We start from the raw sequence: 14,860 nt of genomic DNA, 5'->3' as shown, positions 1-14,860 counted from the left end.
GCTCCAGGCCGCCAGGTGCCTAAACCGTGACGTTCAAGGCCGCCGTATAGCCCCCGGCAACCGAACCGGACATAGTCGCCAATTGGTATATACCCCCATCGTCACCAAAGACGTTGTCCGAGGCCAGAGTGGTGTTGGGGAAGTTCCGGGCACTCGTCTCATAGCCTTCAGTGGCATAAACCTCGTTACAGGCCTTCTCCGTCAGGGCGATCTGCGACACCGCGAGCACCTGCCCGGCAGCGCTGGTGTTGCTCATGGATTCGAATACCTCAAAGTGAATATGTGGCCAGCGGCCGCTATAGGCGCCGGGATAGATGGTGCTGAACGTGAGCTGCCCGTTCGCATCGGATTCCTGTACGCCCCGGAGGTAGTTCTCGTTCTCAAGCCCTGAATCGTAAAGCGAGTACTTGCCGTTCTGGTCGCAATGCCAGACGTATACGGCAGCACCTGCCAGCGGTGAGCAGCCGTTCGCGTTGTCCAGCAACGTCAGGGTCACCGTCAGTGGCACCCCCTCGGCTTTCGTGGTGGACGTGCCAAAGCTGGACCTTATGTCGCGGCGGACCACTCCCGATGCTTCCAGGACGTTTGGCCCATTGGAACCGTCGCCCGGGTAGGGTCCGAGTGTCTCCTCGGGGATCTCCACCCCACATTCCGCGATGGCACGTGTCACAGTGCTGGTCGCCGATGGCGAGGCGGCCGCCGTCGTGCTTTCCGTCGCGGTGGCGGTAGCGCTGGCGGTGCTCGACGGCGACGCGCTGCCGCCTCCCGTACTTGGCGTACAGGCTGCGAGGGCCGCTGACGCCCCCGCTCCGACGAGAACGCCCAGCGAGCGGCGCCGGGTCAGGAGGGTGGAAAGGTCGAACTCGAGGCCGCGATCGTGGTTCGGGTGTGGCTGATCTTGGTCCGCTGGTTCCTTGGACGGCTGTTGAGGAGAAGTCATGCATCCATGAAACGCGCCCTGCCTATGCCTTGTACATGGGGAAACTGTGCCGGGGCTGTGATCACATCGCCGATCCAAAAGATCACAATGTGCAATATAGACAATTTCATATGCTTGTAATGCCCGTCACGTTGTGTCACGATGGCTCACAGAACGCATATCCACGGAAGGTTCCACCCATGAATATCCAACTGAAACCAGTTCGGAAGCTCCGCATCCATTGGCCCATCCCGGCCGAAACCATGACGCAACTCGCCGGAGGCGACCTCGCCGCCCTGGAAGCGGACGCCGGCATCTCGTCCCTGCTGGAAGCACTGACAGAAAGCCCCGAGCTGGGCGGCTTTGGCAACTACCACCATGTCTTCGAGTCCTCCGCAGGCTACGAGGGCTTCACCGTTGCCGAGGGCGCAAACCCCACACTGGGCCGCGTAGGACAACGAACTATCTCGCCGACGTTCGTATTCACCTCCTACTTTGATGACTCGTTGGATGCCGACGCGGTTCACCAACTGGTCCAGAGGATCGTGGACATCCACCCCTGGGAGGTACCCGTTATTGAAGTGTCCGGGCCCCTGAGCGTCTCCAGCAGCGTTCTGACTCCGGTTGCCGAAAGCCGCGTGGCCTCATGACCACAGGACTTTGGCACGAGCTCGCTCCCCTGCTCCGCAACAGAACCTTCACGGACCTCACGCACGCCTTCCACCCCGGCCAGCCCCGGTTCTCCGCTTTCCCGGATGAATCCCGCGAGGCTCTCTTCGATATGGAGAAGGGCGACGGATTCACTGCCCACCGCTACTCAATAGTGGGCCAGTGGGGTACCCACGTGGACCCTCCTTCGCATTTTGTGCGCGGCGGACGGACCTTGGACCAAATACCCGTGGACGAGATGATTCTTCCCCTGGTTGTCCTGGACATCAGCCACCGCGTGCGCACGGACAGTGACGCCACCCCCACACTGGGCGACATCAAAGCCTGGGAAGCGCGAAACGGAGCCATCTCCAGCGGTTCATTCGTGGCCCTCCGCACAGGATGGAGCCACCGCTGGCCCGACAATGGGGCCATGGCCAACAAGGACGAATCCGGAACAAGCCATACTCCGGGCTGGTCGAAGGAGGTCCTTGAATACCTCATCGAACAGCGGGACGTGGCTGCGGTGGGTCACGAACAAACCGATACGGACCCTGGCGTAGCCACCTCCCGGCAGGACTTCAGCCTGGAGACCTACGTCCTTGCACAGGACAAATGGCAGATCGAACTTCTGGCGCATCTGGACGGGTTGCCCGAGGCCGGCGCCGTTCTGGTTGCGTCCTGGGCCAAGCCCCTGGAAGGCAGCGGCTTCCCGGCCAGGGTGTTCGCCATTCACTAGGGCTGCGTGTCGCTAGAATCGTTCCATGTCAAAGACCTCCAGCATGGGCCGTGGCATGATGTCCATCCTGGCCGTTGGGGCCCGTCACGCCCGAGGATACGACGGCGGTACTGTCGCCGACGTCGCGGCCCACTTGGACAAGGACCGCAGCCAGGTATCACGGAGCCTCAAAGGCGCCCTGCAGGAAGGCTTCCTGGCCCGCACCAGCAACAGGGAATACAGCTTGGACTGGTCCATCCTGGCGGACGCCCAGCTGGTCACGGAGCAACGACTGAAGACCGACGGGCTCACGGCACTTGAAGGCTTGGCAGCGGAAACCAATGAAGCATGCTTCCTGGGCGTATTAAGCGGGAACACCACAGTCACCATTGGTGAACAGGTACCTGCCAGCGCCAACTTGGTGGGTTCCTGGCTGGGCCGGCCTTATCCTGCCTACTGCAGTGATGCCGGCCAAGCCCTCCTGTGGGATGCCCCGGATGAGGAAATCCGCACGCTCTTTAAGACCGTGGAATTCGTCAAGCACGGACCCAACACACCATCCTCCATTGAAGACTTCCTGGACCGGCTCAACCAAGCCCGTGAGCGCGGCTATTCAATTGTTGATGAAGAAGCCGAGCCAGGACTCTACTCGCTGGCCGCACCCGTCAGGGACTTCAAGGGTGAGATCGCTGCTGCGCTCCAGATCGTTGGCCCGAGAACCCGGGTTGAACCACAGAGCGAAAGCTACGCCACAGCCCTCCGTTCATGGTGCGGGTGGTTGGAAGCCATGGTGGGAGGCCGCGCGGCGTCGTGAGCCCTACGTCGGCACCGTGCCTGCGGAGCCAAGCCGTTGGGCGGCTGCATGCAGCACCGCGGCGATGTCCGGTGCCGCCTTCTCAATGCTGGACCGGCTGCCCAAGACGCTGAGCGACGCGTGGATCTTCCCTCCGAACCGCACCGGAACAGCCACCTCCCACACGTCGTGCTCGAACTCTTCGGCCGCGACAACGAATCCGTTGGGCTTGTCCCGTTCCATCAGTTCACGGACTTCCGGAACAGAATGTGCCGCCGCCGGGCCTCCGACACCAATGAAATTCACGTCGCGGAGCAGGGACTCCAGCTCACGTGGAGAGTGATCCCACAACAAAGCCCGTCCGGCGCCCGTGCACCAGACCGGCGTCACCATGCCCGGCTTGGCAAAACCACCCAGGACTGAGTTGTTGGTGGAGGAACGCAAAAGCAGGACGCGGACGCCATCCCGCACTGAGAGGCGCGATCTCAGGCCAAAGGCGGATACCAATTCCTCCAGCTCTGCCCGCGACCTCTGAACCCAGCCACCATTCAGCGCGGCTGCCAGGCCGAAGAACCCGGGGCCGACACGGAAAGGACCCCGGTCCATCCGTTCCAGCAGTCCCAGGTCGCACAGCTCCTGGGCCAGGCGGGAGACCCTGCTTTGCTCCATATCCAATTCCGCGGCCAGTTGCGAGACGCCCAAGAGCTGGCGGCCCTGCTTTTCGCGGTCCGTTACCAAGCGAACAAGGCGAAGGCCTTGCGCCAAGGACGACGCCTCCGATGACACATCCACGAATCGGCTCCTTCCACCAAGCGCTCACGCCATTCTCACATGACGGCATCAGCGGCGAGGATCCGGGCGTCTTTGGCCCACACCGTGTACAGGTCTGCGAGTATCCCGCGATTTGCAGACTCCAGTTCACCGGCCGTGATTTCCGCGCCATCCTGACGACCAAACAGCACCACCTCGTCTCCTGGCCGCACGTCGTCAAGGGCAGAGACGTCCACCACCATGGAATTCATGGAGATCGCATCAACAACCGGCACCCGATGGCCCCGGACCAGGACCGTTCCGCCACGCCCCAGTGCACGCCGGTACCCATCGCCGTATCCCACCGTCACGGTGGCCAGCTTTGAAGCCGCTTGCAGCGTATGGGTATGCCCGTAGCCCACTTTGCTTCCCGCCGGATAGTTGTTCACGGATCCGATCCGCGCTTTGAATGCCAGGCAGCGCCGGAATTCCGCGTGGATTGGGTCTGAATCGCCATACAGAACAGCGCCGGTCCGCACCATGTCAAGCCACGTTGCCGGCGTATTCAGCGTGGCAAACGAATTCGCCGCGTGAAGCAGAACCTGCCTCCGCGGCACGTTGGCAGACCGCAGGATGGACGTGGCGTCGGCTTTGAAGCGCACCAGTCCTTGCTCAATATGTTCAAGGTCGTCCAAGGGAAAATGCGTCATGATGCCAGCCAGTTCCAGCTGCGGATGGCTCACCATCGCTACGGCACTGGCCCTGCCCAGGGGTGACGACACGTCAAGGCTGTGCCTGCTGATTCCGGAGGAGTTGATGTCCAGGTGGATCCGGATCTTGCGTCCAGCCTCAGCGGCGATCCTGCTCAGTTCCCAGGCGCTCTGCGGGTCGGCCACGAGTTCTTCCACATCATGAACCACCGCAGCGGCTATTTCCTGGGGTGCAGCGGCGCGGACCCGCAGAAGCCTGCCCGTGTAGCCGTGAAGTCGGGCCGCCTGTGCTTCTGAGTTTGAGCCCACACCGATGTAGGGCACCCCCAGGCGCACCAAGGAGGGAATCAAGAGGTCGGCCCCGTGGCCGTACGCATCAGATTTGATCACGGCGCACAGCATGGCGCGCCCTTGCAACATTCCCAGCATGGTCCGGATATTGGATTCGAAGGCGTTGCCGTCAATTTCAAGCCAACTTGAAAGGTTCTCGATCCTCAGCCGGTGGCTCACAACCTGCATCATCATTTCCCCTGTATCAACGCCTTGCGGCCGGACCGGAGGCCCGGCCGCAAGGCTCAGTGATTGTATGGTCAGGACGTCCGGCCGGACCGTGCCGGGCGCCGGTACCTGAAGTAGAAGTAGGCGTAGCAAGCCCCCACAAAGGGGACGCCGAAGTACAGCGCGGCAATCTGATGTGGGTCAAACGCAATGCCCACCAATGAAATCAGGCAGAGAGCGAAGGCCAGAATCGGGACCAGCGGGAAGAACGGCGCCTTGTAGGCAAGATCCTTCACCCGCCCGCCGTTCCGCACGAAGGCCCGGCGGTGGAAGAAGTGGGACGCTGTGATGGACATCCACACGCCAACCACTGCGAAACCGGCCACGGAGACCAAGGCCAGGTACACCGTTTCAGGGGCAACCACGCTGCTGATCAGCGATGCGATGCCGCCAACCATGCTGACCGAAAGGGCTATGAGCGGTATACCCCGGCGGGTGAGCTTCTTCAGGGCCTTGGGCGCATGCCCCTCATCAGCCAGGGAGTAGAGCATACGGGCACAGGAGAACAGTCCGCTGTTTCCGGCCGACAGCAGCGCCGTGATGATGACGAAGTTCATGATGTCAGCGGCGTAGGGAATTCCGACGGAGGAGAACACCGTCACGAAAGGACTCTCGTCCAGTCCCACTTGGTCATACGGGACGGTTGCGGCAATGACTGCGATAGCACCAACAAAGAAGATCAGCAGCCGGATGACGGTGCTGCGCATGGCCTTCGGGATGTTCTTTGCAGGATCAGTGGTCTCCCCCGCGGCCACGCCGATGAGTTCCGATCCGGAGAAGGCATAGAAGACCGCCAAAGCCGTTACCAGGACTCCGGTAAAGCCGTTGGGGAACAATCCCCCGGCGGTGTTGAAGTTCTCAAAGAGGAACGGATGGTTGCCGGACTCAGAGAGTGGGTGGAATCCGAAGAGGGCTGCGCCGCCCAGCACGATCAGGGCAATGATCGCACCCACCTTGATGATGGAGAACCAGAACTCCGATTCCCCGAAGAACTTGGAGGACACGGCATTGAATCCGAACAGGATGGCGGCGAACACAAGGCACCACACCCATACCTCGACCTCAGGAAACCAGCGCTGCATGAGGAGCCCTGATGCCGTGAATTCCGAGCCGATAGCCACTGCCCAACACAGCCAGTACAGCCAGGCTGTGGCGAAGCCCGTAGCTGGGCCGATGGATCGGGACGCGTAAATGTGGAAAGCACCTGATACGGGATAGGCGATGGCCAACTCGCCAAGGCAGGCCATCACGAGGTACACCACGAAGGCGCCCACAAGGTAGGCAATCACAGCCCCGAGCGGACCGGCCTGGGAGATCGTGTAGCCAGAACTCAGGAACAGCCCGGATCCAATGACACCTCCCATCGCGATCATGATGAGGTGCCGTGGACCCATTGATCGGCGCAGTCCGGTTTCGGCAGGGGCGGGAGCGGCCTGGGGTTGATGGTCCAGTTGCAGGGGTGCTGAAGATTCCATGTGGTGTCTCCGGTTTTTGTGGCAGATGCGAACGGTACGCCTTATGAAGTCCGGGGCTGGGGGCCGGGAAGGGCGTCTGTAGTGATGAAGGTAACACAAAAGGAGCCTGTGTGGTCATTAAAAACATTTGTTAATGCGTATAGCGCACATGTTTGAGGTGACTGAGAGTCAGAACGGCCGTCGAATGGTCAGAATGCCCACTCTTTGAGGCGATTCAGCATGCCCCGACGGACACCGGGGGGCCACAGGATTGAACCATCACCCCCCACTTACCTGAGGAGCACCATGAAAACCTACGACCTCGCGCTGATCGGCTTTGGCGGCGTCAACCGGACTCTCGCCGACATCATCGCAACACGGGGAGATGCCCTCCGCTCGGAGTTGGGTTTCGGCCTGAGGGTTGTGGCCATCACCGATCTCAGGCTCGGTTCCCTGGTCCAAGCCGAAGGCATCGATCTTCACATGGCACTGAACCTTGGCGCTGGCGAGACGTTTGCAGAGCATGGCGGCTCCTTGGACACCAACAACGAAGCTGTGATCCGTTCCTGCACTGCTGACATCGTCTGCGAAGCAACCTTCACCAATCCCGACGACGGCGAGCCCGCCGTCTCGCACGTCCGATGGGCCCTGGAATCGGGCAAGAGCGTCTGCACCACAAATAAGGGACCCGTGGCACTGCGGGGCGCTGAACTGGCCGCGTTGGCCGAGAGCAATGGCGTTCACTTCGAGTTCGAAGGCGCCGTCATGAGCGGCACCCCCGTGATCCGCCTTGCCAAAAAGATGTTCGCCGGCCTGAAGATCGATGGCTTCGAAGGAATCCTGAACGGCACCAGCAACTATGTGCTGGGGCGCATGGAATCGGGCCTGGACCTGGACGCCGCCATTCGGGAAGCCCAGGACCTGGGGTATGCGGAAGCAAACCCTGCCGCTGACATTGAGGGCTATGACGTTCGACTCAAAGTGCTCATCCTGGCCAATCAACTCCTTGAGGCAGGCATTTCGTTGCAGGACGTCTCTTGTGAGGGCATCTCCTCCTTGACCCGTGACGACATCGAAGACGCTGCCCGCCAAGGCCTGCGCTGGAAGCTCATCGGCTCAGCGACGAGGTCTGCCAACGGGGCGGTAACAGCCAGCGTGAAGCCCGTGGCGGTGCCCCTGGCCCACGGATTGGCTGGAATCTCCGGCGCCACCAACGCCGTTTCGTTCAGCACAGATCTCCTGGGCCCCGTGACGGTTTCCGGGCCCGGCGCCGGACGCGTCGAGACGGCCTACGCCCTGCTCTCAGACATCATCGCCATGCACGCCACCTCGGAGGTTCCCTCCCATGCCTAAGACCGCACCCAGCGTCCCCGAAGCATCAGTCCTGCCGATGTTCCAGAACGTCACCAGCCCGTACGACCAGCGGGTGGTGGGCGCCGTTCCGCTGACCGATGCCACCGCCGTCGAGAGTGTCCTGAATGCTGCCCGCACGGGAGCCAAAGTGGCAGCGGGTCTCTCCCGGGACGCGCGGGGAAAGATACTCGACAGGGCGGCCGCCCTGATGGAAGACCGGCGCGATCTCTTTGCCGAAACCATCGTCGCTGAAGCTGGCAAGACCGTGAGGCAGGCCCGTAAAGAGGTCCTGCGTGCCATCAATACGCTGCGGCTTTCAGCGGCAGAAACCCGCCGCAACGCCGGTGAAGTCATTCCCTTTGACGCCTACGAAGGCTCCGAGGACCGGCTGGGCTGGTTCTCCCGTGAACCGCTGGGCATCATCCTGGCAATCACGCCCTTCAACGATCCCCTCAACCTGGTAGCCCACAAGGTGGGACCGGCCATTGCAGGCGGAAACGCCGTTATCCTCAAACCGTCGGCCCTCACTCCCCTCTCCGCGCAGCTTCTCACCGAGGCACTCCTGGAGGCCGGACTCCCCCAGGACGTCCTCACGGTGGTCCATGGAGACCGCGGGATTGCCCGGGAAATCATCGCAGCGAGGGACGTCCGGATGGTGTCGTTCACCGGCGGGTTCGCCACCGGAGAGGACATCGCCTCAACAGCCGGGCTGAAGAAGCTCTCCATGGACCTGGGCGGAAACGCGCCAGTCATCATCATGGCTGACGCCAACCTCCAGGAAGCCGTGGCTTCCTGCGTTTCCGGCGCATTCTGGGCCGCAGGCCAAAACTGCGTGGGTGTTCAACGAATCCTGGTCGACAAGTCCATCTACGTCGAATTCCGGGAGCTCTTCCTCGCCGCGACCAACAAACTGGTAGTTGGCGACCCCTCCGACGAACTGACGGACGTGGGGCCCATGATCACCTCACGCTCCCTGGAAGATGTCCGGACAAAAGTCCACGAGGCGGTGGAGCACGGTGCAGTTGTTCTGACAGGAAACCAAGCTGCCGGGAACATCCTCCACCCCACGGTTCTTGAAGACGTTCCGGAACACAGCCGCTTGTGGTCCGAGGAAGTGTTCGGGCCGCTGGTGATGCTCCGCCCTGTGGACTCCCTGGAGGAAGCGATCGGGATTGCCAACTCCATCGAGTTCAGTCTCCATGCCGGGATCTTCACCGCCTCCCTTGGCGATGCGATGAAAGCAGCCAAGGAAATCCAGGCCGGGGGTGTCATGATCAACGACTCATCGGACTACCGGTTCGACGGCATGCCTTTCGGCGGATTCAAATACGGAAGCCTGGGCCGTGAAGGCGTTCACTTCGCCTACGAGGAAATGACCCAGCCCAAAGTCATCTGCATCAAGAACTGATGGCCTGGTGGTGGACTGCGGACCCAGTCCACCACCAGGCCATCCACTGGCACAGGACCGTTCCCGAAAGGACTGCACCCCCTATGACGTATCGCCTCGAATCAGATTCCCTGGGATCCATCAGCGTCCCAGCCGATGCCTTGTGGGGCGCCCACACTGCCCGGGCCCTGGATAATTTCCCCATCAGCGGGATCCCCGTGTCCCGGTATCCCGGACTGGTGGTGGCCCTGGCCCAGGTAAAGCGCGCGGCCGCCCACGCCAACTCGGGCCTTGGAGTCCTGGATCCCGCCATTGCCACCGCTGTCAGCCACGCCTGCCGGGACATCGAACAAGGGCAGCATCACCAGCACTTCTGCGTGGACATGATCCAGGGCGGCGCCGGGACAAGCACCAATATGAACGCCAACGAGGTCATCGCAAACGTAGCCCTGGAAACCATGGGCCACCCCCGTGGCAGCTACCAGCATCTGCACCCCATCGACCACGTGAACAAATGCCAGTCGACCAACGATGTCTACCCCACCGCCATCAAGCTCGCACTGATCACCGCCGTGCAGGACCTTGACCACGAACTAGGCCAATTGACGCAGTCCATGCGGGAGAAAGGGGCCGCCTTCGCCCACGTGGTGAAGATAGGGCGCACCCAGCTGCAGGACGCCGTCCCCATGACGCTCGGTCAGGAGTTTGGAGCCTTTGCCGCCACGATTGAGGAAGACAGATGCCGGCTGAGGGAGTCCGCGGGGCTCATGCTCGAATGCAGTCTGGGAGCAACCGCGATCGGGACAGGGATCACGGCCGAGCCCGGCTACCGGGAGCGCGTCGTTGATGCCCTTTCCGAAATTTCCGGGCTGCCCCTGGTACCGGCGACTGACCTGCTGGAGGCGACATCCGACGTCGGGGTTTTCATGCATGTATCCGGGATGCTCAAGCGATCGGCCATCAAGATCTCCAAAATCAGCAGCGACCTGAGACTGCTGTCCAGCGGTCCGCAAAATGGCTTCGGGGAGATCCAATTACCACCCCGCCAGGCGGGGTCATCCATCATGCCGGGCAAAGTAAATCCGGTGATTCCCGAGACCCTGAACCAGATCGCTTTTGCGGTTGCTGGTGCGGATACCACCGTCACCATGGCCGCCGACAACGGCCAGTTGCAACTGAATGCCTTTGAACCCGTCATGGCCCATGCCCTTTTGCAGGGCTTTTCCTGGCTCACCAACGGCGCGAGGATTCTCAGGACCCTTTGCGTCCAGGGCATCACGGCAAACGAGGAACTGCTTGGTGGGCTGGCTGCGGGCTCTGCTGGACTGGCCACCGCGCTGATACCCGCCCTTGGCTACGCAGCCGCTGCGGAGGTGGCCAATCGTGCGTTGAGTGGACGCATGGCAGTGGTCGATGCCGTCACATCGATGGGACTCATGGAACGGGACGCCGCCCAAATGATCCTTGAGGGCGCCTCTGCGTACGGACGCTGAGTTACTGCGATACCCGTCGAATCACGTTGGACAAGGTCATGGCAGTGACGGTGTTGGTCACGCCGGGGAGGGCAGAAATCTGCTCCCAAATCTCCTGCACCCTGCCATGGGATCGGGCTTCGACGCGCACGATCAAATCAAAGTCACCGCTCAGCACATCACACAGAACGATTTCGGGAATCGCCCTGAGCTCACTCAGAACATCGGCTCCCCGCATGCGGTCTTTCCGGTAGACCATCAGGAATGCAGACACAAGATCCTGGGTCCCTACTCCGGCCACGACGGTATAACCCTGGATGTAGCCCTGCCGCTCCATGCGCTCGATCCGCTGGCGGACAGCATTCCTGGAAAGCAGGACCTTTCCGGCCAGCTCGGCGTGCGGGACACGGGCGTTCTTGGTGAGCTCCGAAAGGATCCTCTGATCGATGCCGTCCAGGCCCGCACGCTCCATGAATCCCTTCCCAGTAAAAGCCCCTCAGGAGCCCAGAAGCTCCTGCCCTGACCGAAAGGCCACGAAGAAGATGATACGTCCAGAGCACCACAAACCACTCCCGGGGGCCTACTCGTGCATCCTGTTCGACATGGATGGCACGCTGGTGGACTCGGCCAAGGGAGTCACCGCCAGTGCGGCAGAAGCGCTGGCCTCCGTGGGAGCCACCGTGCCAGGTCCTGACCAGTTGCGCCGGTTCGTGGGACCACCCATGATGGACTCGTTCCGGAGCGTCGTTGGGCTTGACGAGAACGTGGCGAAGGTTGCTCTCCAGCACTACCGGGCGGCCTACGCCAGGACCGGAGCTGCCCAGGCCCAGCTCTACGACGGTGTTGAGGCGCTCCTTCATCAATTGCACTTACGGGGCATCCCCATGGCGGTGGCAACGTCGAAAGTAGAGGACCAAGCCATCAGGCTGACCCGCCACTTTGGCGTAGCCCACTACTTCGCGGATGTCTGTGGCGCGTCCGATACCCTGGGCCGGTCGCGCAAAGACGATGTGATCGCGGAATCGCTGAACCGGCTCCGTTCACGCGGCGTCGACACATCGCGGCCCGTCATGGTGGGCGACCGGATATACGACGTTGAGGGAGCAGCCAGCTTCCGGATACCTGCCATCTTCGCGCTCTGGGGCTACGGGGAACCCGGCGAATCCGTCCACGCCGCTGCTACCGCGTCTTCTCCCGGCGAACTCTTACCGCTGCTGCAAGGACCCGCGCAGCAATCGACGGCGGTTCAGTAGTCCGGGTTGCTCGGCACCACAAGCCCGGTTTCGTACGCGTAAACCACAACCTGGACACGGTCCCGCAACTGCAGCTTGCTGAGGATCCGGCGCACGTGGGTTTTCACGGTGGCCTCGGAGAGGAAGAACTTGTGGGCAATTTCCGCGTTGGACAGGCCCTCGGCGATGGTGGTGAGGATCTCGGTTTCACGCGGTGTGAGCTCGTCCAGCAGCGGATCGCGGTGCTGGCTGGGCGAGTGACCGGGCACCACACCACCACGAACATACGTTTCCAGGAGCCGTTGCGTTACCCGGGGAGCAACCACGGCATCGCCACTGGCCACCAAACGCACCGCGTGGACCAGCTCCGAGGGGGCCACGTCCTTGAGCAGGAACGCTGAGGCCCCGGCCTGCAAACCAGTGAAGGCGTACTCATCAAGGTCGAAGGTGGTGAGGATGATGACCCGGGCGTCCGAACCGGAATCCGAGATGCGACGGGTCGCTTCGATCCCGTCCATGGCGGGCATCCGTACATCCATCAGCACGACGTCCGGTTGCAGGGCTTCTACTTGGCGGACGGCCTCGACGCCATCGGACGCCTCGCCTACAACGTGAAGGTCCTCTTCGCCTTCGAGGATCAGCCGGAACCCCATTCGAAGCAGCGGCTGATCGTCAACGAGCAGCACTTTGATGATGTCTTCTGTCATGATTCCCCCTTGTCGCCGTTCCAGCGGAGCTCGGCGTGGACCGCCCAGCCTCCCCTTTTTCCCGGACCGGCAGTAACGATTCCAGCATAGATTCCGGCGCGTTCATTCATCCCGGCAATGCCTTGGCCAGTACCCAGGCTTCCCACGGAGTCGCTGCCACCTTCGTGGGTTCCGCGGCCGTCGTCGAGCACGTCAATGGTGACCCGGTCGCCGTCGCGGGCCACTTGGACGTCCACACGGCTCAGCGACCGGCCGTAGCGGAGGACGTTGGTCAACGATTCCTGGACGATCCTGTAGACGGTGAGCTCGAAAGCAGGGTCTGCCGGCAAGGCTGGACCTGAATGCGCATAATGCAGCGGCAGTCCCGCGGTCCGGAAGCCGTCCAGGAGCTTGGACAGGTTGTGTCCGGATGCGAGCGGCGTGAGCGGTGCGGGCCGGCCCGAATCATCACGCAGGACACCAAGGACGCGACGCATATCTGCCAGGGCAGCACGGCCGGTACGCGACAGTTCGCTAAGGACTTCGCCGGCACGTTCTGGATCCTTCTTGACCACTACGGCTGCGCCGTCCGAGAGGCTGATCATCACCGTCAGCGAATGGGCCACGACGTCGTGCATTTCGCGCGCGATCCTGTTCCGCTCGGTGACCTTGCCCAGCTGTGTGGTCCGGGCTGCCCAGGCGGCGATCTCGGCCTCATGTTCCCTGCGCTGGCGAACAGAAATGCCGATGCCGGTGGCCAAAAGATTGGACAACATGATGGTGATTGCCGTCGCGATGTTGTTGATGAGGTGGAAGTTCTCCGGAACGTCCTGCAGGGTGCCCATCTGACTCGGACTTGTCCACATGAACAAGTACAGGAGGCTCAGCGGCAGGCTCGCCGCAGCAAAGACCACCAGGGCGATGCCACGCTTCTTGATGGATGCGAACGCGTACAGCGCAAACCACAGGCCGGCGGAAACGTTTGAACCCCACGGGTTCAGGATGGTCGCCGCAACTTCCAAGAGCCCGACGGCGGCAACCACCTGGAGGGGGAACCGCCGCCTGAACATCAGTACGGCGGCGATCAGCGCAAGCAGCACCGCCACGAGCCACTTGCCGTCGATGATGGAGGTGACCATGGTGGGCAGGGCCAACAGCACGTAGCAGAGGACCACCACAACATCCATCGCACGGGGCCGCTTGTAGAAGTAGCGGCGGATCCTGCCCCTGCGACGCTGGGCAATTTCAGCGAAGGACGCATCGGCCGCGGGGGCCGATGCGTCCTTCACCTGTGGAGCTTCAGTCATGAATTGAGCCTAGACTGCGCCTAGACGTCACGCTTCTTCAGCAGGATCATGGCCAGCGCTACCGGCACAACCACCCACGCGCCCAGAACCAGGGCCGCCTGCCACGCTTCGAGCGTGTCCGGGACATGTTCGACGGCGGTCAGCGGACTGAGCGTGCTGGTGGGCAGGTACTTGCTGGCTTCCTTGAAGAAGTCGCCCGGGATGAGCTGGAACGCGATCGGCAGAACAAAGAAGATGCCCACCAGGCTCATGATTCCGCCTGCGGAGTTGCGGACGATTGTTCCAAGTGCCATACCAATGGCGGCCACGGCTGCAACGTAGATGCTGTTGACCAGCAGCAGTTTGATGGACTGTGAGCTGCCGAGATCCAGCTTGAGACCGTAGTTATCCACGATCGGCAGCGACACCAGGCCCGCGATGTAGGTGGACACGGCAGTCAGCAGGAAGGCGCTCACAACCACCACAATGAGCTTGGCCAGGAACGGTGAAAGCCGCTTGGGTACGGCAGCAAACGTCGAGCGTGCCATGCCCGTGGTGAACTCGGAGCTCATGAGCAGGACGCCCAAGGAACCGAGGATGAGTTGGGCGAACGAAATACCCGATGTTGGGATGCTGACGGCCAGATCCCCGCCCTGCGCTGCGATTGCTGCTGCAGCTTCGGGATCCCGTGCGGCCTGCTCTGCAAAACTTCCTGTTCCCCATGCCGCGAGGGCCGCGAAACCAACCATGACGATCGCGGTGGAAGCCAGGAGGATCAACGTGGACATCAGGGTACGGAACTTGATGAATTCCGAGTTCAGCACGCGGTGGAAAGCCGGTCCGGGACCGACGGAGTTACGAATGGACCTGCGGTCCAAAGTGGTGGTGCTCATG

At 62.0% G+C, this 14,860-nt stretch carries 15 protein-coding genes; 7 read left to right on the top strand and 8 right to left on the bottom strand.

What is annotated here, in order from left to right:
- Nucleotides 1–19 precede the first annotated feature (19 nt).
- Nucleotides 20–940: an intradiol ring-cleavage dioxygenase gene (locus ACSSVG_RS10435; protein ID WP_492418772.1), complete on the bottom strand. Its 921-nt coding sequence runs from the start codon at nt 938–940 to the stop codon at nt 20–22.
- A gap of 179 nt (nt 941–1,119) precedes the next feature.
- Between ACSSVG_RS10435 and ACSSVG_RS10430 the strand changes: the two genes are divergently transcribed.
- From ACSSVG_RS10430 to ACSSVG_RS10420, 3 genes are read left to right on the top strand one after another with little or no spacing between them, the layout of a single operon-like run.
- Nucleotides 1,120–1,569, top strand: coding sequence for a hypothetical protein (locus ACSSVG_RS10430; protein ID WP_492418771.1), 450 nt, complete (start codon nt 1,120–1,122; stop codon nt 1,567–1,569).
- Nucleotides 1,566–2,306 carry a cyclase family protein gene (locus tag ACSSVG_RS10425; RefSeq protein WP_492418769.1) on the top strand — a complete coding sequence of 247 codons (741 nt, stop codon included), beginning with the start codon at nt 1,566–1,568 and terminating at the stop codon, nt 2,304–2,306. The genes ACSSVG_RS10430 and ACSSVG_RS10425 overlap by 4 nt, the downstream gene beginning before the upstream one ends.
- A 25-nt stretch (nt 2,307–2,331) precedes the next feature.
- Nucleotides 2,332–3,099, top strand: coding sequence for an IclR family transcriptional regulator (locus tag ACSSVG_RS10420; protein WP_231341447.1), 768 nt, complete (start codon nt 2,332–2,334; stop codon nt 3,097–3,099).
- Nucleotides 3,100–3,102: 3 nt separating this feature from the next.
- Here the strand turns inward: ACSSVG_RS10420 and ACSSVG_RS10415 are convergent, their stop codons facing one another.
- From ACSSVG_RS10415 to ACSSVG_RS10405, 3 genes are all read right to left on the bottom strand, one after another.
- Nucleotides 3,103–3,870 (bottom strand): IclR family transcriptional regulator, encoded by a 768-nt coding sequence (locus ACSSVG_RS10415; RefSeq protein ID WP_492418767.1) that lies wholly within the window; start codon nt 3,868–3,870, stop codon nt 3,103–3,105.
- Between the two features lie 35 nt (nt 3,871–3,905).
- Complete coding sequence (alr, locus tag ACSSVG_RS10410) at nt 3,906–5,063, bottom strand: alanine racemase (protein ID WP_253465223.1); 1,158 nt, start codon at nt 5,061–5,063, stop codon at nt 3,906–3,908.
- 65 nt (nt 5,064–5,128) lie between these two features.
- Nucleotides 5,129–6,571, bottom strand: a complete 1,443-nt coding sequence (locus ACSSVG_RS10405; RefSeq protein WP_231343464.1) for an amino acid permease — start codon at nt 6,569–6,571, stop codon at nt 5,129–5,131.
- 285 nt (nt 6,572–6,856) lie between these two features.
- Between ACSSVG_RS10405 and ACSSVG_RS10400 the strand changes: the two genes are divergently transcribed.
- The 3 genes from ACSSVG_RS10400 to ACSSVG_RS10390 all read left to right on the top strand — a co-directional run bounded on the left by ACSSVG_RS10400 (nt 6,857) and on the right by ACSSVG_RS10390 (nt 10,783).
- The gene (locus tag ACSSVG_RS10400) at nt 6,857–7,903 is read left to right on the top strand and encodes a homoserine dehydrogenase (protein ID WP_231343463.1); all 1,047 of its coding nucleotides are present in this window, start codon (nt 6,857–6,859) and stop codon (nt 7,901–7,903) included.
- Entirely contained in the window at nt 7,896–9,311 is a 1,416-nt protein-coding gene (locus ACSSVG_RS10395) for an aldehyde dehydrogenase family protein (protein ID WP_492418764.1), read from the top strand. Before ACSSVG_RS10400 ends, ACSSVG_RS10395 begins: the two co-directional genes overlap by 8 nt.
- Nucleotides 9,312–9,394: 83 nt before the next feature.
- Nucleotides 9,395–10,783, top strand: a complete 1,389-nt coding sequence (locus ACSSVG_RS10390) for an aspartate ammonia-lyase (RefSeq protein WP_492418763.1) — start codon at nt 9,395–9,397, stop codon at nt 10,781–10,783.
- 1 nt (nt 10,784) lies between these two features.
- On the opposite strand, the gene ACSSVG_RS10385 is transcribed toward ACSSVG_RS10390, so the two are convergent.
- Nucleotides 10,785–11,234 carry an Lrp/AsnC family transcriptional regulator gene (locus tag ACSSVG_RS10385; RefSeq protein ID WP_231338820.1) on the bottom strand — a complete coding sequence of 150 codons (450 nt, stop codon included), beginning with the start codon at nt 11,232–11,234 and terminating at the stop codon, nt 10,785–10,787.
- Between the two features lie 70 nt (nt 11,235–11,304).
- On the opposite strand from ACSSVG_RS10385, the gene ACSSVG_RS10380 reads away from it, so the two are divergent.
- Nucleotides 11,305–12,015 (top strand): HAD hydrolase-like protein, encoded by a 711-nt coding sequence (locus ACSSVG_RS10380; RefSeq protein WP_253465232.1) that lies wholly within the window; start codon nt 11,305–11,307, stop codon nt 12,013–12,015.
- Here ACSSVG_RS10380 and ACSSVG_RS10375 read toward each other — a convergent pair.
- Genes ACSSVG_RS10375 through ACSSVG_RS10365 form a run of 3 tightly spaced genes read right to left on the bottom strand, consistent with a single transcriptional unit; the run spans nt 12,009 to nt 14,859 of the window.
- Entirely contained in the window at nt 12,009–12,701 is a 693-nt protein-coding gene (locus ACSSVG_RS10375; RefSeq protein WP_253465235.1) for a response regulator, read from the bottom strand. The genes ACSSVG_RS10380 and ACSSVG_RS10375 overlap by 7 nt on opposite strands.
- Entirely contained in the window at nt 12,698–13,987 is a 1,290-nt protein-coding gene (locus ACSSVG_RS10370; RefSeq protein WP_231338817.1) for a sensor histidine kinase, read from the bottom strand. Before ACSSVG_RS10370 ends, ACSSVG_RS10375 begins: the two co-directional genes overlap by 4 nt.
- A 20-nt stretch (nt 13,988–14,007) precedes the next feature.
- Complete coding sequence (locus ACSSVG_RS10365; RefSeq protein WP_231338816.1) at nt 14,008–14,859, bottom strand: ABC transporter permease; 852 nt, start codon at nt 14,857–14,859, stop codon at nt 14,008–14,010.
- Nucleotide 14,860 lies beyond the last annotated feature (1 nt).

It is taken from the genome of Paenarthrobacter sp. E2MeOHC11, assembly GCF_058744955.1.
The sequence above is the reverse complement of the archived record's forward strand: the minus strand, read 5'-3'. Positions and strand labels throughout refer to the sequence as shown.